Origin of the sequence: Otoolea muris (assembly GCF_943193115.1) — a bacterium.
In the GTDB taxonomy this organism is placed as follows: Bacteria; Bacillota; Clostridia; order Lachnospirales; family Lachnospiraceae; genus Otoolea; species Otoolea muris.
In genome coordinates this window covers 44,191-69,929 of record NZ_CALPCY010000025.1, presented here as the reverse complement: position 1 = coordinate 69,929, position 25,739 = coordinate 44,191, and the positions used below count along the sequence as shown (strand labels likewise).

General features: G+C 55.0%; 24 protein-coding genes. 19 read left to right on the top strand and 5 right to left on the bottom strand.

Annotated elements, in window-relative coordinates:
* Positions 1–135: 135 nt before the first annotated feature.
* From NFS31_RS15435 to NFS31_RS15375, 13 genes are all read left to right on the top strand, one after another.
* On the top strand, positions 136–498 hold the full coding sequence (locus NFS31_RS15435) for a CidA/LrgA family protein (RefSeq protein ID WP_251496820.1): 363 nt from the start codon (positions 136–138) through the stop codon (positions 496–498).
* A complete protein-coding gene (locus NFS31_RS15430; RefSeq protein ID WP_251496817.1) occupies positions 495–1,187 on the top strand; it encodes an LrgB family protein in 693 nt (230 codons plus the stop codon). The genes NFS31_RS15435 and NFS31_RS15430 overlap by 4 nt, the downstream gene beginning before the upstream one ends.
* A 46-nt stretch (positions 1,188–1,233) precedes the next feature.
* The gene (locus NFS31_RS15425) at positions 1,234–2,052 is read left to right on the top strand and encodes a nitroreductase family protein (protein WP_251496814.1); all 819 of its coding nucleotides are present in this window, start codon (positions 1,234–1,236) and stop codon (positions 2,050–2,052) included.
* A gap of 85 nt (positions 2,053–2,137) precedes the next feature.
* On the top strand, positions 2,138–3,055 hold the full coding sequence (gene pyrF, locus NFS31_RS15420; protein ID WP_251496812.1) for an orotidine-5'-phosphate decarboxylase: 918 nt from the start codon (positions 2,138–2,140) through the stop codon (positions 3,053–3,055).
* 13 nt (positions 3,056–3,068) lie between these two features.
* Positions 3,069–3,833 (top strand): dihydroorotate dehydrogenase electron transfer subunit, encoded by a 765-nt coding sequence (locus NFS31_RS15415; RefSeq protein WP_251496810.1) that lies wholly within the window; start codon positions 3,069–3,071, stop codon positions 3,831–3,833.
* Complete coding sequence (locus NFS31_RS15410; protein WP_251496808.1) at positions 3,830–4,735, top strand: dihydroorotate dehydrogenase; 906 nt, start codon at positions 3,830–3,832, stop codon at positions 4,733–4,735. The genes NFS31_RS15415 and NFS31_RS15410 overlap by 4 nt, the downstream gene beginning before the upstream one ends.
* Positions 4,736–4,756: 21 nt before the next feature.
* Entirely contained in the window at positions 4,757–5,254 is a 498-nt protein-coding gene (locus NFS31_RS15405; protein ID WP_251496807.1) for a Uma2 family endonuclease, read from the top strand.
* 618 nt (positions 5,255–5,872) lie between these two features.
* Positions 5,873–6,586, top strand: coding sequence for an orotate phosphoribosyltransferase (gene pyrE, locus NFS31_RS15400; RefSeq protein WP_251496805.1), 714 nt, complete (start codon positions 5,873–5,875; stop codon positions 6,584–6,586).
* Entirely contained in the window at positions 6,570–6,719 is a 150-nt protein-coding gene (locus NFS31_RS15395; protein WP_251496803.1) for a hypothetical protein, read from the top strand. The genes pyrE and NFS31_RS15395 overlap by 17 nt, the downstream gene beginning before the upstream one ends.
* Before the next feature lie 184 nt (positions 6,720–6,903).
* The gene (locus NFS31_RS15390; RefSeq protein ID WP_416389470.1) at positions 6,904–7,371 is read left to right on the top strand and encodes a VanZ family protein; all 468 of its coding nucleotides are present in this window, start codon (positions 6,904–6,906) and stop codon (positions 7,369–7,371) included.
* Positions 7,352–7,693, top strand: a complete 342-nt coding sequence (locus NFS31_RS15385; RefSeq protein ID WP_251496801.1) for a calcium:proton exchanger — start codon at positions 7,352–7,354, stop codon at positions 7,691–7,693. The genes NFS31_RS15390 and NFS31_RS15385 overlap by 20 nt, the downstream gene beginning before the upstream one ends.
* A 5-nt stretch (positions 7,694–7,698) precedes the next feature.
* Positions 7,699–9,813 (top strand): aminopeptidase, encoded by a 2,115-nt coding sequence (locus NFS31_RS15380; protein WP_331482692.1) that lies wholly within the window; start codon positions 7,699–7,701, stop codon positions 9,811–9,813.
* Between the two features lie 52 nt (positions 9,814–9,865).
* Positions 9,866–11,179: a D-alanyl-D-alanine carboxypeptidase family protein gene (locus NFS31_RS15375; protein WP_251496799.1), complete on the top strand. Its 1,314-nt coding sequence runs from the start codon at positions 9,866–9,868 to the stop codon at positions 11,177–11,179.
* A gap of 87 nt (positions 11,180–11,266) precedes the next feature.
* Here the strand turns inward: NFS31_RS15375 and NFS31_RS15370 are convergent, their stop codons facing one another.
* Positions 11,267–12,847, bottom strand: coding sequence for a methyl-accepting chemotaxis protein (locus tag NFS31_RS15370; protein WP_251496798.1), 1,581 nt, complete (start codon positions 12,845–12,847; stop codon positions 11,267–11,269).
* 11 nt (positions 12,848–12,858) lie between these two features.
* Positions 12,859–14,100, bottom strand: a complete 1,242-nt coding sequence (locus NFS31_RS15365) for an extracellular solute-binding protein (protein WP_251496795.1) — start codon at positions 14,098–14,100, stop codon at positions 12,859–12,861.
* A 259-nt stretch (positions 14,101–14,359) separates the two neighbouring features.
* Between NFS31_RS15365 and NFS31_RS15360 the strand changes: the two genes are divergently transcribed.
* Both NFS31_RS15360 and NFS31_RS15355 read left to right on the top strand, forming a co-directional pair.
* Positions 14,360–14,956: a hydrolase gene (locus NFS31_RS15360; protein ID WP_251496792.1), complete on the top strand. Its 597-nt coding sequence runs from the start codon at positions 14,360–14,362 to the stop codon at positions 14,954–14,956.
* A 4-nt stretch (positions 14,957–14,960) separates the two neighbouring features.
* Complete coding sequence (locus NFS31_RS15355; RefSeq protein WP_251496790.1) at positions 14,961–15,980, top strand: glycosyltransferase family 2 protein; 1,020 nt, start codon at positions 14,961–14,963, stop codon at positions 15,978–15,980.
* Positions 15,981–16,351: 371 nt separating this feature from the next.
* On the opposite strand, the gene NFS31_RS15350 is transcribed toward NFS31_RS15355, so the two are convergent.
* The 3 genes from NFS31_RS15350 to NFS31_RS15340 form a co-directional block, all read right to left on the bottom strand.
* Complete coding sequence (locus NFS31_RS15350; RefSeq protein WP_251496787.1) at positions 16,352–17,005, bottom strand: phosphatase PAP2 family protein; 654 nt, start codon at positions 17,003–17,005, stop codon at positions 16,352–16,354.
* Positions 17,006–17,587: 582 nt separating this feature from the next.
* Positions 17,588–18,538 carry a methyl-accepting chemotaxis protein gene (locus NFS31_RS15345; protein WP_251496784.1) on the bottom strand — a complete coding sequence of 317 codons (951 nt, stop codon included), beginning with the start codon at positions 18,536–18,538 and terminating at the stop codon, positions 17,588–17,590.
* A gap of 14 nt (positions 18,539–18,552) precedes the next feature.
* On the bottom strand, positions 18,553–19,608 hold the full coding sequence (locus tag NFS31_RS15340) for an FIST signal transduction protein (RefSeq protein ID WP_251496781.1): 1,056 nt from the start codon (positions 19,606–19,608) through the stop codon (positions 18,553–18,555).
* 310 nt (positions 19,609–19,918) lie between these two features.
* Here NFS31_RS15340 and NFS31_RS15335 point away from each other — a divergent pair, with 310 nt between their 5' ends.
* The 4 genes from NFS31_RS15335 to NFS31_RS15320 all read left to right on the top strand — a co-directional run bounded on the left by NFS31_RS15335 (position 19,919) and on the right by NFS31_RS15320 (position 25,618).
* Positions 19,919–20,761, top strand: coding sequence for an MBL fold metallo-hydrolase (locus NFS31_RS15335; protein ID WP_251496778.1), 843 nt, complete (start codon positions 19,919–19,921; stop codon positions 20,759–20,761).
* 20 nt (positions 20,762–20,781) lie between these two features.
* Positions 20,782–21,804: a transglutaminase domain-containing protein gene (locus NFS31_RS15330; RefSeq protein ID WP_251496826.1), complete on the top strand. Its 1,023-nt coding sequence runs from the start codon at positions 20,782–20,784 to the stop codon at positions 21,802–21,804.
* A 224-nt stretch (positions 21,805–22,028) separates the two neighbouring features.
* Positions 22,029–23,570: a 2,3-bisphosphoglycerate-independent phosphoglycerate mutase gene (gene gpmI / locus NFS31_RS15325; RefSeq protein WP_251496775.1), complete on the top strand. Its 1,542-nt coding sequence runs from the start codon at positions 22,029–22,031 to the stop codon at positions 23,568–23,570.
* Between the two features lie 362 nt (positions 23,571–23,932).
* Positions 23,933–25,618: a methyl-accepting chemotaxis protein gene (locus NFS31_RS15320; RefSeq protein WP_251496771.1), complete on the top strand. Its 1,686-nt coding sequence runs from the start codon at positions 23,933–23,935 to the stop codon at positions 25,616–25,618.
* Positions 25,619–25,739 lie beyond the last annotated feature (121 nt).

Here is a 25,739-nt window from a genome sequence, read left to right as displayed (position 1 = left end):
GCCCGATCAGGGCGGATTTTGAATGTTTTTGAGGATTGCGGGAGCACAAAGTGCGGAGCAATCCGGTATCAAAGGGGGCAAAAGACCTTTTGGCCCCGATATCATGTATATTTTGGTAAGAGAGGATGTAAGCGGATGAAATATTTGAAACAGGCGACCATTCTGTTTGGCATCACCATGGCAGGGGAATTTTTAAATTACGTTCTTCCGCTGCCGGTTCCGGCCGGCGTATACGGCCTTTTTATCCTTTTGGGCTTCCTGTGCTTTGGCGTTATTAAGGTGGAGGAGGTTTCGGAGGCCGGCGATTTCTTCCTGGATATCATGCCCCTGACTTTCATTCCGGCCGGGGCCGGGCTGTTAAACAGTATGGGGCAGATGCGCGATATTCTGGTTCCGCTGCTGGTGATTACAGCGGTCTCCACGGTGTTTGTGATGATCCTGACGGCAAAGGTGGCGCAGGGGCTTGTCCGCAGGCCGCGTAAAAAGGAGGGCATATGAACGAGTTGATCCATGCGTCCCTCTATTCCGGCATGCTGTTAAGCCTTGGGGCGTATCTGTTCGGCGTATGGCTGAAAAAGAAAACGGGACTGGCGCTTTTAAACCCGCTGCTGGTGGCGATCGTGCTCGTGATTCTGTTTTTATCGGTATTTCATGTCAGCTATGAGGAATATAATAGAGGAGCGGCTTATTTAAGCTACTTCCTGACTCCCGCGACAGTGTGCCTGGCGATTCCGCTGTACCGCCAGCTCGGCTATCTGAAGCGCTATTCGTTTGCCATCGCGGCATCGATCCTGGCAGGCGTGCTGGGAAGCGCCGGGAGCATTTTCGTCATGGCAAGGCTGTTTGGGCTGAACCATGACTACTATGTCACCCTGCTCCCCAAGTCCATCACCACAGCGATCGGGATGGGGATCAGCGAGGAAGCGGGAGGAATCGTGACCATTACGGTCGTCAGCATTATCATCACCGGTATACTGGGGAATATCATTGCTGACGGGCTGTTTAAGATATGTAAGATTGAGGAGCCCATGGCAAAGGGGCTGGCGCTTGGAACTGCGGCCCATGCGATCGGGACGGCCAGGGCCCTGGAGCTGGGAGAGCTTGAGGGCGCCATGAGCAGCCTTGCGATAGCGGTGGCGGGACTTCTGACCGTGGCGGTTGTACCGCTTGTATCAGGACTGATCTGAGAAAGGACAGGGAGATGCCGCATGTCAGGAAAAAGGGGGAAGAGGGATGAATCTGTATGAGGCAATCGGATGCAGGCAGTCTGTGAGAAACTACACAAAGCGCGAGGCGCCGGAGCATCTTAAGAGTAAGATCCTGTCGTTTTTTGAGAAGACGTCCAGGTTAAATGACCGTATCCGGATCGAGCTGGAGATTCTGGAGCCGGATGCGAAGCATGTCCGTATCAGGGGAATGTGGAAAGTGGAAGCGCCGTACTATCTGGCGCTGTATTCGGAGACCGTGGACGGGTATGAGCGGAACGCGGGCTATATCATGGAACAGATCGTGCTGTATCTGACGGCCAAGGGCCTGGGAACGTGCTACCTGGGCGGCTCGCGGCCCGACCAGCCTGTGAAGAACGGGAAAAAGTGTGTGATCCTCGTCGCCTTCGGCTACCCGGAGGGAAAGCTTTACCGGGAAAGCCCCCTGGCAAAGCGCCTCCCTTTAAACAGTTTATGCACATTCAAGGAAGAGGCCGGGGAGCAGATGAAAACCGTGCTGAAAGCGGCCCGCCTGGCCCCGTCAGCCTTTAACGCGCAGCCGTGGCGTTTTGTCGTGTATTCGGACCGGATCTATGTATTTGCGAGGAAACCGCGCATTTCCCTGAAGGCGGAAAAGGGGATGCGGGACTTCAGCATCGGCGTGATGCTGTCGCATATTATGCTGGCGGCGGAGGAGCTGTGGATGGAGCTGAAGACAGAGACAGAGGAGCAGTTTGCGGCGAAGGCGTATAAAAATGGGGATTATGTGGCAACGCTGACGCTCCAGGGCGGGACGCCGGGGCCCTTTCACGATTCCCTACTTGAAAGCCCCTGCCCCATATGCTAAAATAAGGAAAGATGACAGGCAGAGTTTTCCATCTCCCGCCTGTACAGGATAACGACGACAAGATACACCCCGTAAGGAGGAAGCGATGGTTCAGCGATTAATTGAAAAGATACAGGACACAAAGGCCCCGGTCTGCGTTGGCCTTGATCCCATGCTCGGCTATATCCCGGAGCAGGTGCTTGAGAAGGCGTTTGATGAGTTTGGCGAGACGCTTAAGGGGGCCGCGGAGGCGGTCTGGCAGTTTAACCGGGAACTTGTGGACGCCACGGCGGATTTGATTCCGGCTGTGAAGCCGCAGATTGCCATGTATGAGCAGTTTGGCCTTGAGGGGCTTAAGGTATATGAGCGCACGGTTCGATACTGCAGGGAAAAGGGCCTGATTGTCATCGGGGATGTGAAGCGGGGCGATATCGGCTCGACCTCGGCAGCCTACGCGGCGGGGCATATCGGCCGCGTGAAGGTGGGCGGCGCTTCCTTCGCGGGATTTGACACAGATTATATCACGGTGAACCCTTACCTCGGGACGGATGGCGTAAAGCCGTTTGTGGATGCCTGCAGCGAGTATGACAGAGGAATTTTTGTCCTGGTTAAGACCTCCAATCCGTCGAGCGGGGAATTCCAGGACTGCCTGATTGACGGAAGGCCCCTGTATGAGCTCGTGGCGGACAAGGTTGCGGAGTGGGGGAGCGCTTCCATGGACGGGGCCTACAGCAATGTGGGGGCCGTGGTGGGCGCGACGTATCCGGAGATGAGCCGGGCGCTCAGAAAACAGATGCCGCGTACATATTTCCTGGTTCCGGGCTACGGGGCGCAGGGCGGCGCTGCGGAGGATTTAAGGCACTGCTTTAATGAGGACGGCCTGGGGGCGATCGTCAATTCATCCCGGGGCATTATAGCGGCCTGGAAGAAGGAGGAGTACGCTGATTTCGGGGCGGGGCGCTTCGGTGAGGCGGCCAGGCAGGCCGTGATGGATATGATTCAGGACATTAACCGCGTGTTATAAGGAGGAGAGCCGTATGGCGCAGGTAAAGGAGACGGCTGTGGTTTACAGCCAGGAGGCGCTCGCGCCGGACATTTTCAGCATGTGGATCGTCACAGAGGCGGCAAAGGAGGCCGGGCCGGGCCAGTTTATAAACGTGTACAGCCGGGACGGCTCAAGGATTCTGCCGCGGCCGATCAGCATCTGTGAGACGGATCCGGAGGAAGGCCGGCTGCGCATCGTTTACCGCGCAGCAGGCGCGGGAACAAAGGAATTCTCGCTGTATGAGTCAGGGGATCCCATTGAAATCATGGGGCCTTTAGGGAACGGCTTTCCGCTGGAGGGTGAAAACGTATTCCTGATCGGGGGCGGGGTCGGCATTCCCCCCATGCTGGAGCTGGCGAAGAACTTAAACTGTGAGAAGCAGATTATCCTGGGCTACCGCGATTCGCAGATGTTTCTGCGGGACGAGTTTGAGGCGTACGGCGAAGTGTTCGCGGCCACAGAGGACGGCAGCGCGGGGGATAAAGGCAATGTCCTGGACGTGATCCGCGGGCGCGGTCTTACGGCGGACGTGATGTATGCCTGCGGCCCGGCGCCGATGCTTAAGGCGTTAAAGGAGTATGCACAGGAACAGGGGATCCGTCTGTATGTATCGCTGGAGGAGCGGATGGCCTGCGGCGTGGGCGCGTGCCTGGCCTGCGTGTGCCGGACCAGGGAGACGGACGCCCACAGCAATGTGCGCAACCGCCGGATCTGTAAGGACGGCCCTGTATTTCTGGCCGGGGAGGTGGAGCTATGAGTAAGACGGCGGTAACGATTGCCGGTGTGGAGCTTAAAAATCCCGTTATGACCGCATCCGGGACCTTTGGCTCAGGCGAAGAGTATTCCGCGCTGGTGGATTTAAACCGGCTGGGCGCGGTGGTGACAAAGGGCGTGGCCAATGAACCGTGGCCGGGCAATCCCACGCCGCGCATTGCGGAGGTCTACGGCGGCATGCTCAATGCTATTGGCCTGCAGAATCCCGGCTTTGACCTGTTTTCCAGGCGGGATATCCCGTTCCTGAAACAGTTTGACACCAAAATTATTGTCAATGTGTGTGGAAAGAGCGTCTCCGACTATGTGGACGTGGTGGAAAAGCTGTCCGCGCAGCCGGTTGATCTGATGGAAATCAATATTTCCTGCCCCAATGTGAAGGAAGGCGGCATTGCCTTCGGCCAGGACCCAAAGGCGGTGGAGGCCATCACCAGGGAGGTGAAGCGCCATGCGCGCCAGCCGGTGATCATGAAGCTGAGCCCCAATGTGACGGATATCACCGAGATGGCCCGGGCGGCTGAGGCCGGGGGCGCGGACGCGCTGTCGCTGATTAATACCCTGACCGGCATGAAGATCGATATCCATAAAAGAACCTTTGCGCTGGCAAACCGGACCGGAGGCTTATCAGGCCCGGCGGTGAAGCCGATCGCGGTGCGCATGGTGTATGAGACAGCGCATGCCGTATCGCTTCCGATCATCGGCATGGGCGGCATCATGACAGCCGACGACGCGATTGAGTTTTTGCTGGCAGGGGCCACGGCGGTGGCTGTGGGCACGGCGAATTTCCGCAACCCTGACGCGGCTGTGGAGATCGCGAACGGGATTGCGGCGTACATGGAGCGGTATGGGACAGAGGACATCCGGGAGCTGATTGGGGCTGTAGGGTGAGGAAGAAAAGAGGTAAGACGGATGGACGCGATGCCTGTACAGGATATGAGCAATACGTTTATCGAGCATTCATTTGTAATCAATAATTTTGTGGTTATGATTGGGCGGCAGCTTACAGATTCCTTATGCCGTGTTCTCGGAGACGGTGTTCAGTATCAATGGAGCGAAAACGGGAATAAGATTGTGATACCGGACGTTTCAATCAACTGTAATACCAGAGACAGAAAAAATGTGTCGCTGACCGGAATTCCGCGGATGGTCATGGAAGTGATCTCCGACTCGGCAGAAAGCTATGACCGCGGTGAAAAAATGAATATTTATCAGCGTGTCGGCGTGTCTGAATACTGGCTGGCGGACTGGAGAAAAAGACAGGTAGAAATCTATTTAAACGATGGCCGTGAAGACGGGACGACGTATTTCTATTTATATAAAACAGTCCGTGAAGAAAATAAAGAAGATTTACAGCTCGTGATGTTCCCGCATCTGAAGACGGATTTTGATACGTTGTTTATGATTTAGGCGTATAGAAATGCGCGGGCGGCGGGCCTGTATAAAGCGGCGGGGTAGATCTGTTACAAATTTATGCCCGCCGTTTGCCTTTTTGATTCCCGCGGGCAACGAGCCAAGTGGGCATGCCTGCATGCACATTTGGTGGCTGCCGCGAGGGTCAAATACCCTGCTGCTCTGCAGCGCTGCAAGTTTGACGCCCGTTGCTTGCAGCAGGGTTGTTGACTTGTTGCAAATCAGCAAATCGGTCAAGCGTTATAGAGATTCATTCTTAATTTGGCATTTCCTGTGCAATCCTTTCTCCGCCTTTAATTTTGCCGCTGTTTATTTGGGGGAATTACAGCGGATTTGCGAAAAAGTGAAAGCCATTAATGGGTAACCGGGGGTATCTGAACCGTTACATTAACGGCGATCGGCATTGAAAAGATAAACGGAAACAGGTTGAATATAGACAGGAAATATGTTAAAATGAAAAAGCTATTTGATAGGTTCCTTCCCTGATTTTTATTATAAAAAAGATGGAAAATGGCAAGTATCCGTTGAAAATGGCATAAAAGCGTTATACAGACAGTGCAGGCGGGCATTTTCCGGGACAGGAGGCGGCCTGCGGACAGGGAGGTTTTGGATTCGATGGAGCAGTATAAGAAAGAATTTATAGAGTTTATGGTGCAGAGCGGCGTTTTGAAATTCGGAGACTTTACGCTAAAGAGCGGCAGGAAGTCCCCGTTTTTTATGAATGCGGGCGCGTATGTCACAGGCGCGCAGCTCCGCAGGCTGGGGGAATACTATGCAAAGGCCATCCACGACAATTTCGGCCTGGAGTTTGATGTCCTGTTTGGGCCGGCTTATAAGGGGATCCCGCTGGCTGTGGCCACGGCGATGGCGATAAGCGAGCTGTACGGAAAGGATGTCCGCTACTGCGCAAACCGCAAGGAGGAGAAGGATCACGGCGACGCGGGGATTCTCCTTGGAAGTAAACTTAAGGACGGGGATCGCGTGGTGATGATTGAGGATGTGACCACGTCCGGGAAATCGATTGAGGAGACGTATCCGATCATCCGGGCGCAGGCCGATGTGGAGATCAAAGGCCTGATCGTTTCCTTAAACCGCATGGAGCGGGGCAAGGGGGAAAAGAGCGCGCTGGAGGAGATAGAGGAGCTCTACGGCTTTAAGGCGGCGGCAATCGTGTCCATGAAGGATGTGGTGGAGCGTCTGTATAATCAGGAATGCCGCGGGGAGATTGTGATTGATGACGCCATCAAGTCCGCGATTGACGCGTATTATGCGCAGTATGGTGCGGATCAGGGGGCGGGAGAGGGGAACGTCCATGGAACAGGTGTATAAGACGATGCGCGCGGCCGGGGTGATTAACATTGTGATCGGAAGCGTTCTGATCACAGTGGGACTTGCCGCCGGCGTGCTGGCGATTGTCAGCGGTTCCTTTCTTTTGAAAAGGAAGGCAAAGATTACCTTTTAGATGAGACGGCGGCTACAGGGACGCTGCATGTACGATACGATATCTGACCGGGAAGAATGCTGCAGGGAACTGCAGTATTCTTTTTGCACAGGGGCAGGCCGGGGAAGAGAGCTTCTCTGCCCGGCTGCGGGATCATTCGGAAACGGAAAGGATGGAACATGTTTCGCTAAAAGATTGGGTAATGATGAGAAAAAGGACAAGGTTTCGCCGGATGGTTTACTGGCTTCTTTTTATCGGCTATCTGGCGGTTATCACATATTTTATGTTTTTTTCGGACGGATTTGGGCGGACGGATCAGACGGATTACGCCTATAATCTCGTTCTTTTCAGGGAGATAACGAGGTTTTACAAGTATCGCGAGCTGCTGGGCATGAAGGCGTTTTTGATGAATACAGTGGGAAATGTGGTCTGCTTTATGCCTTTTGGCTTTATTCTGCCCCTCATCAGCCGGCGGTGCGGGAGATGGCACACGGTGATTGTCCTAAGCTTTCTCTTTACGCTGGGGATTGAGACAGTGCAGCTTGTGTTTAAGGTGGGCAGCTTTGATGTGGACGATATGTTTTTGAATACGATTGGAGGAATCGCGGGGTATCTTTGTCTGATGCTCTGCAGGGGAATCAGGAGGCTTATGGATGGCGCGTCAAAAAGATAACCAGAGTGAGGAGAGGCCGTTTTCTTATATCAAAAAGCCGCTGGCGGCGCTGGGCTACCCGTGCCTGGGGCTGACACTGTCTGCCCTCTTTCTCGGCGGCGCGGGGATGGCCCTCAGTGTGAGAAATCAGGGAAATACCCCCATGCCGGCGCTGGCCATGTGCTTTTGCAGCCTGCTTTTGTCAGTGTCTGCGCTGCTGTATGGGAGGAAAGCGTTAAAAGAAGAGGAGAAGAATTATATTCTGGCGCGGATTGGCATGATTGTCTCCGGACTGCTGCTGATCTGGTGGCTGGTGATGATTCTGCTCGGAGTGAAGAGGTGACGGATATGGAGTTTGATGGCGAAGCAGGAAGAGAGAAGGACGGCGGCGAGGCCGTTTTGATCGGCGCGGACGCGGTGAGGGAGCGCCATGAGCTGGCGCTTGGGCGGATCCGCCGGATGGAGGAAGAGAAGACGGCGCGTAAGCCGTGGAGAGCGTATTTTGAGCGGACGGCGCAGTTTATCCTGCTCGTGGAGCGGGTGTATGGGATGCAGGAGGCGGGGCGGCTTGACAGCCTTTCCCTAAAGGAGTGGGAGGCATTAAATCATGCGCTTTACGCGGATATCCTGCCGTCCGCGTATGAGGACAGTTTTGCCAATCCTTCCTGCGCGGTCAGGGAGCTGGGGGAGGATATCGGCGCATGGCTTTCCTTTCTGTACGCCGAGATCCGCAGCATGATTGTTTTTGCCTTTGAGGGGCGTCTGACGGATATGACGATCCTTGAGGAGGTGTTCATCGAGGTCTATAACCGGTTCGAGGAGGACGAGCCGGATTTTGGCGCGGTGAAGGAAGCGCTCTATTATTTTGTGAGTGATTACTGCGATATGACGCTGACGTACCGCGTCCGCGAGACGCTGGATCCGTCGCTTGACTTTGCCCTGTCCATTATCATGGACAGCGATTTGACGGATCTGCGGTATTTATACCGCTTTGGCGAGTATATTTCCGGGACGGAGCGCTCAGTGGCGGCGTTTTTGAACGGACTTCCGGAGGAGACGATCCGGCGGATGGCGGATACATTTACCGAAGGGTATAAAAAGGGCTTTGAGGTCTCGGGGCGTGATTATAAGCGTAAAAAAACCGTCCAGATCCGCTACCATATCGGCTTTGAGCGCATGATCCGCGCGGCGGTGGAAAATTTCCGCGCCATGGGCCTTGAGCCGGTGATCTGCCGCGCGGCGGTGGGGACCATGAACCGGGCGGCCTTTAGGGTGAACGGGTATTATGCGGGGCCGGCGAACCGCCAGTATGAGTATGATCACCGCTATGATCAGGCGGTCTATTTTGACAAGGCGTTCCGGGAGCGGAAGCTGTCGGTCCTGCAGGTCGCCTATGAGCAGTATAAGGAGCTGGCGGCCGGATATGCGGGCCCGGCTGTGGTGGAGACCTTCGGCGGGGAAGGCTTTGCGCCTCAGAATAAGAGAGAGGCGTTTTCCTTAAGCGAGAAGCAGGAAAAGCGGGTGATCTCCTATGCCAGTGAGGCGTCGCGGATTGTGGATGCCTATATCCCGGGCAGTGAGACGAGTTTTACGATCATCGCGTTTCCGCTGCCGGAGATCGGGCCGTCGTTTGAGGAGATTTTCGGGGAGACGATCCGCATCAATACCCTGGACTATGAGCTGTACCGCGGGATCCAGCAGGTGCTGATCGACGCGCTTGACCGGGCGGAGTATGTATATGTCACCGGGCGGGGGGAGAACCGGACGGAGCTTACGGTGAAGCTGCATCCCTTACGGGATCCGGCAAAGGAGACGAATTTTGAGAATTGCGTGGCGGATGTGAATATTCCGGTGGGAGAGGTCTTTACCTCCCCCATGCTTAAGGGAACCGAAGGGCTTTTGCACGTGGGAAGCGTGTATATCGGCGATTTTCAGTTCCGCGATCTGGAGATTGTGTTTAAGGACGGGAAAACGGCGTCCTATACGTGCAGGAATTTTGAGGACCCGGGAGAGTGCCGCGCGCTGGTGAAGCAGGTGATTTTGAAAAACCATGACTCGCTTCCCATGGGGGAATTTGCCATTGGGACCAATACGACGGCCTATGAGACGGCGGTGCGGTACGGGATTTTAGATAAATTCCCGATCCTGATAGCGGAAAAGATGGGCCCCCACTTTGCGGTGGGCGATACGTGCTACAGCCGCATGGAGGACTGCCCGATGTATAACCCGGACGGCAAGGAGATGACGGCCAGGGACAATGAGGTTTCGGCCCTCAGGAAGGAAAGGCCAAAGGAGGCGTATTTTAACTGCCATACGGATATCACGATCCCCTATTCGGAGCTTGACCGCATCGAGGCAGTGGGGCCGGACGGGACGCGGACAGCCATCATCGCAGGGGGGCGCTTCGCGCTGCCCGGGACAGAGGCGCTCAACGAGGCGCTGGAACGCTCATTAAAATCATAAGAGCCGGATCCGGCGCATAAGGTTTTCTTAAAGAAGCTGTTTGGAGAGACATATGGGAGAAGCAGCTAAAAGGCCCGGACAGAAGCGACATGAATGGAAAACAGGATACAGACGAATCGGACAAAACGCCGCCGCCCTTCTGGCCGGCCTGCTCCTGGCTCTGCCGGGCGCGGGCTCGCTCCAGGGGGCGGCGGTCTGTTATGCGCAGGAAGGCGGAGAAACCGCGGCAGAAGCCGCCGGGGACGCGCAGGAATTAAAGCTCTACGCGCAGTCGGCTGTGCTGATGGACGCGGATACGGGGCGGGTGCTGTACGGCAAGGAGGCGGATGTCAGACGGCCCATGGCCAGCACCACGAAGATCATGACCTGTATTCTGGCGCTGGAGGAGGGGAATGAGGAGGACTGGGTTTCGGTCAGCTCCTACGCGGCTTCCATGCCGGATGTGCAGCTCAATATCCGGGAGGGGGAGGAGTACCGGCTGGGAGATCTTTTGTATTCCCTGATGCTGGAATCGCACAATGACACGGCCGTGGCCGTGGCGGAGCACATCGGCGGAAGCGTGGAGGGATTCGCGGCCATGATGAACCAGAAGGCCAGGGATATCGGCTGCGCGGATACTTGCTTTGTGACGCCCAACGGGCTGGACGGGACGAGGAAGGAGGACGGGGAGGCCCACTCCACCACAGCCGCGGATCTGGCGCGGATCATGCGCTACTGTGTGGAGCTCTCGCCAAAAAGGGAGGCGTTTCTTTCGATCACGAGAACCGCTTCCCGGACGATCCAGGATAAGGAGGGGAAGCGGTCGTTTTATCTGGCAAACCACAATGCGCTCTTAAATATGATGCCCGAAGCGCTGTCCGGCAAGACGGGCTTCACCGGAGGGGCGGGGTACTGTTATATTTCGGCCCTCAAAAAGGACGGAAGGCGCTTTATTGTGGCGCTTCTCGGCTGCGGCTGGCCGCCGCACAAGACGTATAAATGGGAGGATATGAAAAAGCTTTGCCGCTATGCGTTTGAGACGTACGATTACTATGAAGTGTTTGACCGGGATAAAACATTTCCGCCGCTTCAGGTGACTGACGGCAGGCAGAAGACAGCCCCCTTGTCCTTTAATTTAAGAGCGGAGCAGGAGACGCTTAAGCTGCTTTTAAAGGAGGGGGAACAGCCGGATATCCGCTACGAGTATGCAAAAGAAAAGAAGGCCCCCGTGGAGGCCGGGAGCGTGGTCGGGAGCGCTTCTTACTATATGGACGGGGAGCGGATCGCAAGCTTTCCGATCTATGTGACAGAGAGCGTGGAAGCGGCGGACTATCTGTGGCGCCTTGGGCAGATCGCCGGGCGCTTCTTTCTGCTGCGCCGTGAGTAAGGGAATGCGGGTATGGCGGGGAAAGGCGGCGGATGCGCCCGGAGAAATATACCGTGGGCGGCTGGCCTGTCTGCCGCGGCAGTTCCGTTACATATTGGCAAGCATTTCCGTCTGCCCGCGCAGCTCGGTCACGATCTGCTGGTTGATGTCCATCCGCCCTGTGATGTCCTCCATGTCGGCCGCCAGGCTGCGGGCGCTGTCAGCGACGCCTGTGACGCCGGCGGCGCTGTCATCCATGGATTTTGTGATGGTTCCGATGGAATCCGTGATTTCCTCCATCGAGCTGCGGAGGCTAAAGGCCCTGCCGTTGAACTCCTCCATGGCTTTTTCAATGTAGGCGGCGTCCTCGTGGTACTGCTTTCCGGAGCGGACAAATTCTTCAAATTCTGTTAAGACCGAGTCATTTAAGTAATCTACCAGATCCTGGGCGTGCCCTGAGAGGCTGTGTACAACGCCTGTCACCGTCTCATTGATGGACTGGATGTGGCCCGCTGTGTCGGCGCAGGAGCGGGAAAGGCGGCGGATCTCATTTACAATGACGGAAAAGCTTTCTCCGGCGTGGCCGGCGTGCGCGGCTTCCACAGAGGCGTTTAAGGCGATCAAGTTGGTGGAAGAGGAGATCCCCATGATATCCGTGGTGAGGATCTGGATCTGATCCACGCTTTTGCTCTGCTCGATTGCCTCGCTGAGGACGGAGAGAATCTCCGACGCCTTGGCGCTGATGACCTCCATCGTCGTCTGTGCGGATCGCTGCATTTCATCTGCGCGCGTGCGCATGGCAATGGAATATTCCATAAGAGCCGCGCATGTCTCGGCCATGTCATTGACATCGCCGCGGACGCGCTCCGCGCTGCCGTTGATCGAGGAGGCGCTGCCGGCCACCTCCTGTATGGCGGCTGAGAGATTGCCCGCGAGCTGGGAGAGCTCCCCGGTGCTCTCATTGGAAGTGCGGGTGCGGTCAAGCACCTCGCCCACCACGCCGTCAATGCGTTCGGAGCTGCCGTGAAGCGACCGGATCGCCCCCCGGATCGGCGCGACCACATAGCGGGCGATGATCCGCAGGGCGGCCAGTATCAGAAGGATCCCGGTCACAATGGAGAGGGCGCTGATGATGAGGGAGGTGATGTAAACGGCCATAAGCCTCGTCCTGGCATTGGCTGCGCGGGAGGTAATGGATTCGTACAGATCGTCGATATTGCGCTCAATGGCCTCGGCAAAACGGGCGACATCCCCGTTGGCGAGCGCGTAGGCATCCTGGGTCTTGCTGTCCGCGCTGGCGCACACGAGGCGGATCAGGGAATCCTTAAAGGAGTCATAATTTTCCAGAAGCTCCTGGTAGGAGGCGGTCCGTATGACGTATGTCTCATACTCGGCCATCTGGATGTCCAGCCCGCGTTCTTCCTCCTTGATCTGCCCTACGACCTTAATCATCGTGGAGTAATCGGTGGCGACGATGTGGGACAGGGCCAGTTTGTGGATATTCATGACAGACTGGTGGATGCCTGCCAGCATGGCCTCGCCGACCATGTAGTTGTCCACGATATTGGCAGCATTTGCATTTACATTGTGAATGCTGAAAATGGACAGGATATTGGAAATCAGCGCCACAATCCCCAGGAGTACGACGGGGAGTATGAGGCGCTTCTGGATGCTGAGTTTGTGTTTCATGTCAGTCCCCCCTACCTTGCTGTGACGCCTTCGACCATCTTATCGAGCTGATTTTGCAGATCCGTGCCGTCGGGATTGCCGGCGGCCATGTTCTGCGCAAAGACTGTGACAGGCTCCCAGAAGTTTCCGCCGACCCTCTGAGGGCTCGAATATTCGGACTGCGCAAGAAGCGCGGCGATGGCCGGGGCGTCCTGGACCTCGCGGGAGGCGGCCGCGTTTTTGTTGGCCGGCCCCTGCCCGCGCAGTTCAAAGCGGAGCTTCTGGTTCTGTTCGCTGGTGATGTATTCAGCCAGCTTTGCCGCCCAGTCTCCGTGTTCGGAATAGGCGTTGACGCCGATCAGCTTGCAGCCGGAGAAGGATGCCATCTGGATCGGACGTCCGCCGCAGGTATAGGCAGGAAGTTTGGAGGCGCCCAGGGCGTCGCCCCATTCTTCCTGTAATGCGACGGCGTTCCACACGCCGCTGACGCCTGCGATGACAGAGCCGTCCTTTACGCCTTCCAGGAATTCCGTGTCGGTGCGGCTTTCAAAGCCCGGGCTCTCTGCGATATCGAGCATGGCCTGCGCTACGTCCGCGCCGCGGATCGCTCCCTCCTGGCTGTTCCATGTGCAGTAGTTCGTGATCCCGTCCGCGCTTAAGCCGACTTCCATGCCGGTATTTCCAAAAAAAGCGTACACATACCAGGCAGAGGACCAGTCCATGCAGAACGTCCGGTCCTGTGCGGCGGCGATTTCCAGAATGCGGTCAAGCGTCTGGACATCGGACTGCGTGAAATAGTCTTTATTATAATAGAGAAAATAGCCGTTATCCGCGGTCAGGGGCCAGGCGTAGAGCACGCCGTCCACGGAGGCGGCTTCCACGGCGCTGGGCAGTCCCGCGCTCTGTATGGCCTCCGGCTCCGGGACAGGCTCAAGCACTCCGGCCGCCGCCAGGGCGCTTATCTGATCGTCGGCAAAGGTAAAGACATCGGCCCCGTCCTTAGGCCCGGCGAGTAATACGTCTTTGCACTGGGATTCCCCCTGCGGCGCAAAGGTGATGCGCAGCTTAGCCTCTCCCTGGTGGGCGGCGGTAAAATCGCGGATGATCTGGCTTAAGAGCGCCTCGTCCTCCTCTGAGCCCCAGACCGTGAGCTCTACGGGCGCGCTCTCCACGGCAGCGTCCTGCAAATCAGGATCAGGGCGGCCTTTGCCGCACCCGGCGAGGGAGGCGGCGCAAAAAGCGGCTGTGAGTAATGCAATCGTGTTCTTGTTCATAGCAGTTTCGTTCCATTTCCTGTAATAGTGAATGGGCTGCCCCGCATATCCGGCATGCGGCAAAGCGCTGCAAAAAAGCGCAGCGGGCGCCGGAGCATGTTTTATATACGCCGGGACAGCCCGTATTCTATAATAACATGTTCTGAAATGGAAGTATATATATTTTTCTGTAAAAATTGGCCTTTATTTTATGGCTGGATTTTGATATAACTATATAAGGTAAAAAACCGGAGGATAGAAAACGAAAGGAAAGAGAAAAATGAAAACATCACTGAGCAGAGAACAGGCGCTGACGCTTTTGAAAACGTATAATAAGGAACCGTTCCACATCCGTCACGGCCTGACGGTGGAGGGTGTGATGCGCTGGTATGCGCGCGAGCTGGGCTACGGGGAGGAGGAGGCGTTCTGGGGAATTGTGGGCCTTCTTCATGATATTGACTTTGAGCTTTACCCGGATGAACACTGCTTAAAAGCTCCCGAGCTTTTGAGAGAGGGCGGCGCGGAGGAGGAGGTGATCCACGGCGTGATCAGCCACGGATACGGCCGCCGCGTGAAGACAGCCCCGGAGCATGAGATGGAAAAGGTGCTCTACGCCGTGGACGAGCTGACCGGGCTTATCTGGGCGGCTGCGAAGATGCGGCCCTCGAAGAGCGCAAAGGACATGGAGGCATCCAGCTTAAAGAAGAAATTTAAGGACAAAAAATTTGCGGCCGGCTGCTCCAGGGATGTTATCAAAGAGGGCGCGGACATGCTTTCCTGGGATTTGAACCGGCTGTTTGAGCAGACGATCCTGGCCATGCGCTCCTGTGAGGATGCGGTAAATGAGGCCATGGCGGCAGAAGGGGAGGGGGTATAGAGGATTGAAGCTTTTGACCTTTGCGATCCCCTGCTACAATTCCGCCGCGTATATGAGAAATTGCATTGAGTCCCTGCTCCCGGGCGGGGACGAGGTGGAAATCCTGATCGTGGACGACGGCTCCGCGAAGGATGAGACGCCGCAGATTGCCGATGAATACGAGGCGCGCTATCCCGGTATCTGCCGCGCCATCCATCAGGAAAACGGCGGCCACGGCGAGGCGGTGAACACAGGGCTTTCCCATGCCTCGGGCCTCTATTTTAAGGTCGTGGACAGCGATGACTGGGTGAACGGGGAGGCTTACGAGAGAGTCCTTGCGGCTTTGCGGGAATTTGCGGCCATGGAGAGCAGCCCGGATATGATGGTGACGAACTTTGTGTATGAGAAGCAGGGCGCCAGGCGTAAGAAGGTGATGAGCTACAAAAGCGCTATCCCCAGGGAAGAGATCACGGACTGGAGCGGGGTGAAGATGTTCATACTGGGCCAGTATATCCTGATGCATTCCGTGATTTACCGCACAGGGCTTCTGAGGGAGTGCGGGCTTAAGCTGCCGGAGCACACGTTTTATGTGGACAATATCTTTGTCTACCAGCCGCTCCCGTATGTGAAATCCATGTACTACCTGGATGTGAATTTTTACCGGTATTTCATCGGCCGCGACGATCAGTCTGTCAATGAGAAGGTGATGATCGGCCGCCTGGATCAGCAGATCCGGGTGACAAAGCTGATGCTTGGCTGCTGCGATGTGATGAAGCTTGCGGACCGGAAGCTGAAGCGCTATATGATCCGCTATCTGGAGATCATGATGACCGTCTCCTCGATTCTGGCCATCCGCTCCGGGACGGAGGAGGATCTGGGTAAAAAACGGGAGCTGTGGCAGTATTTAAAGCAGAGTAATTTCCCGCTGTATTTGCGGCTGCGGTGGGGATTCCTGGGACAGGGCGTAAACCTGCCGGGAAAGGGCGGGCGGAAGGTATCGATCGCCTGTTATAAGATTACGCAGAAGTTTTATGGGTTTAATTAAGCGTGGGGAGGGCGTGAAGGGGCCGCCAGAGGGCGCTTTTGTATCCAACGGAACCCCGCTTCCGCTCGGAGAAAAGCGCAGCGGTACTAAGCTCGAAAAGACCTCGCTAAGTACCGGCGGTTTTCTACGGGTTCCTTATGGATACAAAAGCGCCCTCTGGCTACGTTATTGGCTGGCTTAGAATTGGCGCGGAGTTTTGATATGAAATCCTGATACTTGTAGAATCTGACACTGTGTGCTTTTTCAGGAATTTTGTTCAGTTTATGAATGGAGCGCATACAGAAATAAAACAGAGAGCGCGGATGATGTCCGGATGCTCTCTGTTTTATTCCCGCGAGCAGCGAGCCAAGTGGGCATGCTTGCATGCACATTTAGCGGATGAACTCGGGCCGCGTTTTTTCTCTGCCCTGGGCGCATCCTGCATAGGCCAGCGGGTAGATGGAGGCGCTTAGGAGGGCGGAGGCCACGCCGTCTATGACGGAGTGCTGCTTTAAAAAGACAGTGGCCAGGCAGATGGAAACCATCAGGACAAAGGACGCGGTCCGTATTAAGCGGCGGGAGCGGAGCTGTTCGCTTTTCATGATGGCAATGTGTGTTCCGATGGAATTGTATACATGTACGCTGGGAAATACGTTGGTACAGGTGTCGGTCTGGTACAGGATCGATACAATTCTGGAACAGAGGTTTTTATCCGGATCCACGACGGGGCGGAAATCTGTCCCGTTGGGGAACAGGGTGCAGATCAACAGGCTCAGGGTCATCCCCGTAAAGAGAAAGATGCAGAGCCGGTAATAGTCCTCGCGGTTTGTGAAAAAGAAATACGTGATGGCGCCCGCCACGTACACGAACCACAGGAGATAAGGGATAATAAAATATTCGTTAAACGGGATCCGATCGTCGAGGGAGGAGTGGATCACATGGTAATGGCTGGTGACGGTTTGCTCCAGACGGATGAACCATGGCAGATAGATAAAGCCATAGCTTAAGATCCAGAGGTGGCCGTATTTTTTCAGGAAGCGTTTCATGGCAGGTACCTCGTCGTTAATTTCATATTTATTAACAGTTTTTTAACAGTTTTTGATTTTGAGTGATTATAGCATACCGGGGGAAGGAGTTCAAGGGGGTTTAGAAAAGGTTAAGAAAATTGAAGGAATCGTGTTACTGTTTAAATTCGTGAGAGGGCTACGTTATCGAAAGGCCGCAGATTTCTGTCTGTATATCTGCAATGGATGGATTATAAGAAAATATATTTTGAGGTCATGAGATAATGACATGTCATTAAGGTCAAAATATCTATTGATATAATTTTTGAAATAAGATTATATAAAAAAATTTAAAGATATTAAGACTTATAACATATTAATTTGTAATATTAGAAGTATTGTAATAATTTCAACATCATACTCCTGATCCTACGCTTGCCGGTAACGTAGCCAGAGGCAGCTTCTATATCCATAAAGAACCCGTAGAAAACCGCCGGCGCTTAGCGAGGTCTTTTCGAGCTTAGCGTCCGCTGCGCTTTTCTCCGGGCGGAAGCGGGGTTCTGTTGGATATAGAAGCTGCCTCTGGCGGCCCTTTTCACGAATCCTTAAATTGAAATAAGGCCATCACCCTTTCTCAGACTGCACCTCTTTCACAATCACCGGAATCTGCGACATCATATTATCAATATCTTCAAACATACAGCTCTTCGTGGTCCCAAGCTTCTTCGCATGCTCGATATGCGTTACCACCTCCTGATAGCGCTTCTGGATGCTGTGGAAGAACTGGTAAATAAGCTGCAGCGCCTGGTTGGAGTCATTGATCACGCCGGAGATCTCATCCTGTACGGAGGACGCCCCGTCCGCGGCGGCAGTGATTTTTTGGAAGGATTCGTACGTGCTGTTTACGGTGTTCAGGCTGTGCCCCAGCGCCTCCTGGGAGGACTGGATGCTGCCGCTTAGCTGGCTGGCGCCGGACTGGACGTTATGGATGCCGACATCCACTTCGCTGGTCAGATCCTTGATCTGTTCGGCCAGCTCCCGGACCTTTACGGCAACGACCGCAAAGCCCTTTCCCTCCTGGCCGGCCCTGGCGGCCTCGATGGAGGCGTTGATGGCGAGGATATTTGTCTGATCCGCAATGGAGACGATCCGGCCCATGCACTGCTGGATATCCTTAACCGCGGACTGGAGCTGCTCAAATGTGTGCTCCATTTCGCTGTAGGATTTTTCCACATCCATGGAGGTGGATTTGAGCTCCGCCACCTTATCCTGGGCCTCAGATACGGAGTCGGAGATGGCTTTCCTCACGTCCGCAAAACGGCCGGCCGCCTCGTTGATATTGGAAAAGGACTGCCCCAGATCCTGAAGGTGCGTCTGGAATTCATCCGCCTCATTTAAGACGCCGGAGAAGGAGGTTCCGACGCTGTTCAGCGCCCGCAAAGATTCCACCTCTTTTTCAATGAGTTCCCTTTTATAATCGTTCAGACTGTCAATCACGTGCAGTACCGGATAGAGGCTGTTGCCGCTGTGCTGCGTCTGTTTCGGCTTCTTTTTGCCTTTCTTTAGAAAAAACATTCATCTCCCCCTCTTTATTCAAATACCACGCAGGTCATGGACTGATTGACAAAGCGATTGTTGTAGTGCTCCCCATAGCCGACCAGGCCGGCGTGGCTGCCCAGGGCCGACATCTTCCTTAAGTATTCCTGCATATAGTTGTGTTCCGTAAACAGCTTATACCGGAACAGGCAGTTCACGGAAAACACGGCGGAACGGGTGGGGAAATCGCGGCTGATCTGGCGGATGGTTTCCTCGGTGATGGCTTTAAAATCGCCGAGCTCCAAAAGGAGCAGGACATCGGAATCATTGACCTGGCGAAAACAGGCCAGGGCGTTTCCGTTTACTTCTTTGATGGAAATAATGCAGGTATCATCCCCGTTGATCTTCCCGAACGGATTTTTAAAGGTCTGCGTCAGAATCTGCTGATCCGTGACATGCAGGATGCTCTCGTAAACCTGCTTGGCCGGCTTGCCGTTCAGCGAGCCGAGTATGTAATTGGCGCGGTCTGTGTGGGAGGCGATAAAACGGTAATCCCCCAGTGGATGATAAATGTTTTCTTTGTATGTTTTGACCCGCCCGCGGAGATTTCGCACGATCGCATAGGCAACGGCATCGTGATAGACAACGCCATTGGCGGATACCAGGCCCGCGTCGCCGGTTCCCCCGACCAGCGAGATCTTCCTGGGCCCCAGGACCGAATAAATGGTGCTCAGCACGCAGGCGTCGTTCCCGCTGCAGAGATCAATACACACCGTATCGCGCTCTGTGCCGCCGGCCTTTGCAAGGTCGCGCTCCAGGCGTTCGATATATTTAACCGGTACGGTAGAAACCTCCTCAAGGACATTGGCCGCCGCGGCGACTCCATCCAAAAACGCGACGACGCCGACTCCATTTTCCACAATCCTGTCGTCATAACTCATACCGATACAGCCGATGCTGGGAATACCGGGATAGAGCGCCTCCAGATTTTTGACATGGGCTTCAAACTGGGCATGATTGGATAAAAGCATAATAAACTGAGGCCGATCCAGCCCGCGAACTGCTTCCGCCAGATTTCCGCTCTGACTCATGCCAAAAAATTGTCTCATGCAATAGCTCCCCTTCCATATTTTTTTTATTTTTGAAATATTCCTGAAATATAGGTAATTATACGATATAAGAGGGGGGAGAGTCAACGGTTATTGTGCAAACATTGGCTAAAATTTGCAAAGGCGGCGACCGTTCAGGGTTATCAGACCGGTTATCATAGATGCAGCGCTTCACGGCGAAACGGCGCTCCCGCCCGGATAAAAGCGGAACGGCTGTGAAAAGGTTCTTGAGCTTCCCACATCTGTATGCTATCATGGAAGCCGTGAATGAACGATTTATCAAACACGCTCTAAAAAGGAGGCGCTGATTGTGAAGCTGACAATGCTTGGAACAGGGAATGCGATGGTGACGAGATGCTATAATACCTGCTTTGTCATAAGCGGGGAGGAAGGGCATTTTCTGGTGGACGGGGGCGGAGGGAATTTGCTGCTCCGCCAGTTGGAGGATGCGGCGGTTGACTGGAAAAATATACGCGATATTTTTGTCACGCACCGCCATATGGATCATGTGCTGGGAATTTTGTGGCTGCTTCGCAAGATATGCCAGTCCATGGCGGGCGGGAACATGAGCGGAGCGGTCAGAGTTTACGCGCATGAGGAGCTGATTGGCATGATCCGCGAGATGGCGCATATGCTGCTGCAGAAAAAACAGGCGGCGCACATACGGGCCGCCGGGCGCGGCGCGGCTGCGGATCCGGAGGAGGAGAAGGGGATTGTTCTGATTCCCGTCTCGGATCAGGAGGAGCGGCGCATTCTGGGCCGCCGGGTGGTGTTTTTCGATATCCATTCGGAGAAAGCAAAACAGTTTGGGTTTACCATGTATCTCGAGGGGGAGGAAAAGCTGACGTGCTGCGGGGACGAGCCGTACAATGAGAGCGAATATGCGTTTGCAAATGGCAGCAGGTGGCTGCTGCACGAGGCGTTTTGTCTCCACTCACAGGCGGAACAGTTTCATCCGTATGAAAAGCATCACTCAACCGTAAAGGACGCCTGTCAGACGGCGGGGCGGCTGCATGTGAAAAATCTGGTGCTGTACCACACAGAGGATACGCGCCTGGCAGAGCGCAAGGCGCTGTATACTAAGGAAGCGGCGGAGTATTTTAGCGGAAACATATATGTGCCGGATGACCTGGAAGAGATTGACCTTTCATGACCGGAGGAATGGGACGGAAGATGGAACCTTACTATTATAATCATATGAGCAAACAGGAGCGGGCGGCGTATTACGCCATGAAGGAGGGGCTTACATCCCTTGCCCCGTCCTTTCGCGCGCCGGGGCTAAAAGTGAGGGAGCTGTCGGACATTTTTTTTAAGCTCCGCCTGGACTGTCCGGAGATCTTTTACGGAGTGGGCTTTCGCTGCCGCTCGTATCCGGATTCCCCGTCCGTGGAGATCCTGCCGGAGTACCTGTTTGAAAAAACGAAGATCCTGACGCACAAAAAAGCCATGGAGGCCAGGCTGTCAAAGCTTGCGCGCCCCATGGCGGGAAAGGATGAGAAGGAAAAGGAGCTCTGGATCCATGATTTCATCTGCGCGAATGTGCGTTATGACAAGCTGAAAAAGCCCTATTCCCATGAGATCATCGGCCCGCTGGGGCAGGGGGTGGGAGTCTGCGAGGGGATCGCCAAAACCGTAAAGCTTTTGTGCGACGCCCTGGGGATCTGGTGCGTGATCGCCGTGTCGGACGCGAATGAGGAGAAGCGGATCAGATACCGCCATGCCTGGAATGTGGTAAAGCTTGGAGGAACCTGTTATCATCTGGACGCGACGTTTGACAACAGCCTGGGAAAGGGGGCGGCGATCCGCTATGATTATATGAATTTAGACGACCGCCGTTTTTTCCGGGATCACGAGCCCGCCATGTACCCGATCCCGGCGTGCGTCGATAAGGAGCACGACTATTACAGGGAGAGGAAGCTTTCCTTTACAAAAACGGACGAGGTGAAGAAGCGGATGCGGCAGGCGGCGAAGAAGAAGAAAATCCTGACATTCGCCTGGCGCGGGGGATATCTGACGCGGGAGCTTGTGAAGGAGTTTGCGGTCTTTTGCGAGGAGGCGGCCGGGGAGACAGGGGCGTTCGGGGCTTTGAGGATCAACCGGCCCCAGGCGGTGATTGAAGCGTCGTTTTCGGAAAACCCGTTCGGCCAGGCGGTGACGGTCCAGGAGGCGAATGAGGGGGAGGCCAGCGAGGCGTAATGGACAAAAACTGCCATTGTCAAAACATTATCAATTTTTCAAGATCCGCCATTGAAACTTATGGAAAAATCATGTAAAATAGATCTCTGACAGAAATGCTGCCTTAAAGCGGCAGGCCGGCCACAAAACGGAGCTTTCCACACCCGCTTTCGTCCCGTCGCCGGCAGGGAATCCTGTTTGCGGGATCCTTCGTTGAAAATATATTCATAATAAGGAGACAGATTATGAGCAAGAAACCAACAGTATTAATGATTCTTGACGGTTACGGGTTAAACAAAACATGCGAGCACAACGCGGTGTGCCAGGCGAGGACGCCTGTGATGGATCAGCTCATGAGTCAGTGCCCGTTTGTCCCGGGCAATGCGAGCGGTATGGCAGTGGGCCTTCCGGACGGGCAGATGGGCAATTCGGAGGTGGGGCATCTGAATATGGGCGCGGGGCGCATCGTATATCAGGAGCTGACGCGCATCACGAAATCGATCGAAGACGGCGATTTCTTTGCGGTTCCGGAATTTGTCCAGGCAGTGGAAAACTGCAAAAAGAACGACTCTGCCCTCCATCTGTTCGGCCTCGTGTCGGACGGCGGCGTGCACAGCCACAATACGCATATTTACGGCCTTTTGGAGCTGGCGAAGCGCAACGGCCTTAAAAAGGTGTTTGTACACTGTTTCCTGGACGGACGCGATACGCCTCCGGCATCGGGAAAGGATTTTGTGGCGGATCTGGAGGCCAAAATGCAGGAGCTCGGAGTGGGCCGCGTGGCGTCCGTGATGGGCCGCTACTACGCGATGGACCGCGACAAAAACTGGGATCGCGTGGAAAAAGCCTACAATGTCCTCACAAAGGGAAACGGGGAACGGGCGTCCGGCGCGACGGACGGCATACAGGCATCCTATGACAGAGAAGCGTACGATGAGTTTGTGGTTCCGTTTTCTGTGGAAGAGGACGGGAAGGCGATCGGCGTAATCCAGGATAAGGATTCCGTGATTTTCTATAACTTCCGTCCGGACCGCGCGCGGGAGATCACAAGGGCCTTCTGTGACGACGATTTCAAGGGCTTTGCGAGGGGAAAACGCCTGAGCCTGGTATATGTGTGTTTTACGGATTACGACGAGACCATTGGGAACAAGCTGGTGGCCTTTAAAAAGGAAGAGATTGCAAACACCTTCGGCGAATATCTGGCGGCGCATGGAAAGACGCAGGCGAGGATTGCCGAGACGGAGAAATATGCCCACGTCACGTTTTTCTTTAACGGAGGCGTAGAGGAGCCGAATCCGGGCGAGGATCGCATTCTGGTGCCGTCCCCCAAGGAGGTTCCCACGTATGACTTAAAGCCCGAGATGAGCGCGCCGCAGGTCTGCGATAAGCTGGTGGGCGCGATTGAGTCCGGCAAATATGATGTGATCATCATTAATTTTGCCAACCCGGATATGGTGGGCCATACGGGCGTGGAGGACGCGGCGGTAAAGGCCATTGAAACCGTGGACGCCTGCGTGGGCAGGGCTGTGGACGCGGTGAAGAAGATGGACGGCGTTCTCTTTATCTGCGCGGATCACGGAAACGCAGAGCTGATGGTTGACGAGACGACCGGAGAGCCGTGGACGGCGCACACCACGAATCAGGTCCCCTTCATTCTGGTGAACGCGGATCCGTCCTTTAAGCTTAGGGAAAACGGCTGTCTGGCCGACATCATTCCCACGCTGATTGAGCTGATGGGAATGGAGAAACCAAAGGAAATGACAGGGACTTCTCTGCTGGTGAAATAAAAGAACAGGCTTTGAAAACTACCGTGGAATCATTCATGCAGATAATGCAGGAATAATTTCACGGCAGTTTTGTAATCATGTATCCTGCCATTTCAGTCATGAAGGATTTTGTAAGACAGATTCTGCGTTTACATACAGAGAACATCGGCGCGGAAAACGTTATTCCCGCGGGCAACGAGCCAAGTGGGCATGCCTGCATGCACATTTGGCGACTGCCGCGAGGGTCAACAACCCCGTTGCTTGCAGCGGGGTTGTTGACTTGGATTATTTTTGAATTATTTATTGAAGGAAACGATTTATAGCGTTCCTGTAAAAATATGCAGAAAGCCAGCGATAAACGGAATAATAAAGAGGTAAGTGAAATGAAAGCAGCATTAAATGGAACCCGGTTTCCATATATGGAACCGTCAGGAAAATTCAAACGCATCGGCCGTAAGACAGGAAATGTCGTGGCTGCCATGCTGGCAGTTTCCATCACTGCGGTCGTGGCCATATGCGTGGTGATGTTCTATTCTCTGGTGACGAAATTATTTGAAACCCAGTGCGTGGACGGCACGAAATTACTGGCGTACGAGCTGAGAAGGATGTCCGAAGAAGAAGATAAGACGGAGGTGCTTGACCGATTAAAAGAGTATATGGAGATGGAGTTTACCATTTTTGAAGGCGATACCCGGGCGTATACGACTGTTGTGCAGAGCGACGGCGAGCGGGCTGTGGGCACAAAGCTGTCAGACGAGGTAGCGGCTGTCGTGATCGGGCAGGGACGTTCCCATGTGGGCAAAGCCGTGATCCTGGGAGAAGAGCATATCTGCTCCTATATGCCGGTGAAGGACAAGGACGGGAAGGTGACGGGCCTTCTCTTTGCCGGTGTTCCTTCGGCGGATACGATGAAGCGGTTTCTATTTGTAATCATCATGGCCGGAGTGGTGGCGCTGGCTGCCATCAGTATCTGCATTATGATCCTGACCGTCTACCTGAAAAAGCGGGTATCCGTCCCGCTGGGCGAGATTACCGGGGTGGCCAGGCACCTGGAGAAGGGCGATCTGGGGCTGGCCGCCGGGGAGGATATCCAGGTCAGCGCGCATTCCAACGATGAGATCGGCGAGCTGGGGAGGGCCTTTGAAGGGATTATTCACCGGCTTGGTTCTTATATCGGCGAGATCACCGAGATATTGGGGGCCATTGCCGAAGGTGATTTGACAAGCAGCGTCAGGCAGGAGTATGTGGGCGATTTTGAGTCCATCAAACGGTCATTGGACGGCATTGAGGACAGGCTGAACGGGACGATGCGCCAGATCGCGGAGAGCGCGGGCCAGGTGTCCGCCGGCTCGGAGCAATTGTCCGACAGCGCGCAGGGCCTGGCGAGGGGAGCTGCCGAGCAGGCCAGCACTGTGGAGGAACTGTCCGCCACGGTTACAGATATTTCAGAAGGGGCTAAAAAGACCGCCGCGGCGGCAGAACAGGCGGGCCGTTTTGTTAAGCAGGCAGGGGAGCAGATGGATATCAGCGTGGGATATGTCAAAGAGCTGAATGTGGCCATGGACCGGATCTCCGTTTCGTCGGAGGAGATTGGAAAGATCATTTCATCCATTGAAAATATTGCTTTCCAGACGAATATCCTGGCTCTGAACGCCGCGGTTGAGGCCGCGAGAGCCGGCTCCGCGGGCAAGGGCTTTGCCGTGGTGGCGGACGAGGTGCGCAACCTGGCCAATAAGTCTGAGGAGGCCGCCCGCGCCACCAAAGATCTGATCGACGATTCAGTAAACGCCGTCCGTGAGGGCAGCGCCGCTGTGGAGAAGGTGACCGCCGCCCTGGAGCAGACAAGCGGGACGAACAGCAGCATGACATCCATGATGGCTTCTGTGGTGGAGGCAGTGGAAAACCAGAATACCGCCATCCTGCAGGTCACAGAGGGCATCCATCAGATATCAATGGTGGTCCAGACGAATTCAGCGACCAGCGAGGAGTGCGCTGCCGCCAGCGAGGAGCTGTCCTCCCAGGCCAGCCTGCTCAAGCGGCTTTTGAGCGCGTTCCGCCTGAGGCCGTGATTCATTTCCGCGGGCAACGAGCCAAGTGGGCATGCTTGCATGCACATTTGGCGGCTGCCGCGAGGGTCAAATACCCCGCTGCTCTGCAGCGCTGCAAGTTTGACGCCCCGTTGCTTGCAGC

Excerpts from the sequence above, each read along its gene's own strand:
- NFS31_RS15320 (WP_251496771.1), top strand. The coding sequence starts at position 23,933 with ATGAAAGCAGCATTAAATGGAACCCGGTTTCCATATATGGAACCGTCA.
- NFS31_RS15405 (WP_251496807.1), top strand. The coding sequence starts at position 4,757 with ATGGACGCGATGCCTGTACAGGATATGAGCAATACGTTTATCGAGCAT.
- NFS31_RS15370 (WP_251496798.1), bottom strand. The coding sequence starts at position 12,847 with ATGAAACACAAACTCAGCATCCAGAAGCGCCTCATACTCCCCGTCGTA.
- NFS31_RS15340 (WP_251496781.1), bottom strand. The coding sequence starts at position 19,608 with ATGAGACAATTTTTTGGCATGAGTCAGAGCGGAAATCTGGCGGAAGCA.
- NFS31_RS15365 (WP_251496795.1), bottom strand. The coding sequence starts at position 14,100 with ATGAACAAGAACACGATTGCATTACTCACAGCCGCTTTTTGCGCCGCC.
- NFS31_RS15345 (WP_251496784.1), bottom strand. The coding sequence starts at position 18,538 with ATGTTTTTTCTAAAGAAAGGCAAAAAGAAGCCGAAACAGACGCAGCAC.
- NFS31_RS15410 (WP_251496808.1), top strand. The coding sequence starts at position 3,830 with ATGAGTAAGACGGCGGTAACGATTGCCGGTGTGGAGCTTAAAAATCCC.
- NFS31_RS15415 (WP_251496810.1), top strand. The coding sequence starts at position 3,069 with ATGGCGCAGGTAAAGGAGACGGCTGTGGTTTACAGCCAGGAGGCGCTC.
- gpmI (WP_251496775.1), top strand. The coding sequence starts at position 22,029 with ATGAGCAAGAAACCAACAGTATTAATGATTCTTGACGGTTACGGGTTA.
- NFS31_RS15375 (WP_251496799.1), top strand. The coding sequence starts at position 9,866 with ATGGGAGAAGCAGCTAAAAGGCCCGGACAGAAGCGACATGAATGGAAA.
- NFS31_RS15380 (WP_331482692.1), top strand. The coding sequence starts at position 7,699 with ATGGAGTTTGATGGCGAAGCAGGAAGAGAGAAGGACGGCGGCGAGGCC.
- NFS31_RS15385 (WP_251496801.1), top strand. The coding sequence starts at position 7,352 with ATGGCGCGTCAAAAAGATAACCAGAGTGAGGAGAGGCCGTTTTCTTAT.
- NFS31_RS15395 (WP_251496803.1), top strand. The coding sequence starts at position 6,570 with ATGGAACAGGTGTATAAGACGATGCGCGCGGCCGGGGTGATTAACATT.
- NFS31_RS15430 (WP_251496817.1), top strand. The coding sequence starts at position 495 with ATGAACGAGTTGATCCATGCGTCCCTCTATTCCGGCATGCTGTTAAGC.
- pyrF (WP_251496812.1), top strand. The coding sequence starts at position 2,138 with ATGGTTCAGCGATTAATTGAAAAGATACAGGACACAAAGGCCCCGGTC.
- NFS31_RS15360 (WP_251496792.1), top strand. The coding sequence starts at position 14,360 with ATGAAAACATCACTGAGCAGAGAACAGGCGCTGACGCTTTTGAAAACG.
- NFS31_RS15390 (WP_416389470.1), top strand. The coding sequence starts at position 6,904 with ATGAGAAAAAGGACAAGGTTTCGCCGGATGGTTTACTGGCTTCTTTTT.
- pyrE (WP_251496805.1), top strand. The coding sequence starts at position 5,873 with ATGGAGCAGTATAAGAAAGAATTTATAGAGTTTATGGTGCAGAGCGGC.
- NFS31_RS15425 (WP_251496814.1), top strand. The coding sequence starts at position 1,234 with ATGAATCTGTATGAGGCAATCGGATGCAGGCAGTCTGTGAGAAACTAC.
- NFS31_RS15350 (WP_251496787.1), bottom strand. The coding sequence starts at position 17,005 with ATGAAACGCTTCCTGAAAAAATACGGCCACCTCTGGATCTTAAGCTAT.
- NFS31_RS15330 (WP_251496826.1), top strand. The coding sequence starts at position 20,782 with ATGGAACCTTACTATTATAATCATATGAGCAAACAGGAGCGGGCGGCG.
- NFS31_RS15435 (WP_251496820.1), top strand. The coding sequence starts at position 136 with ATGAAATATTTGAAACAGGCGACCATTCTGTTTGGCATCACCATGGCA.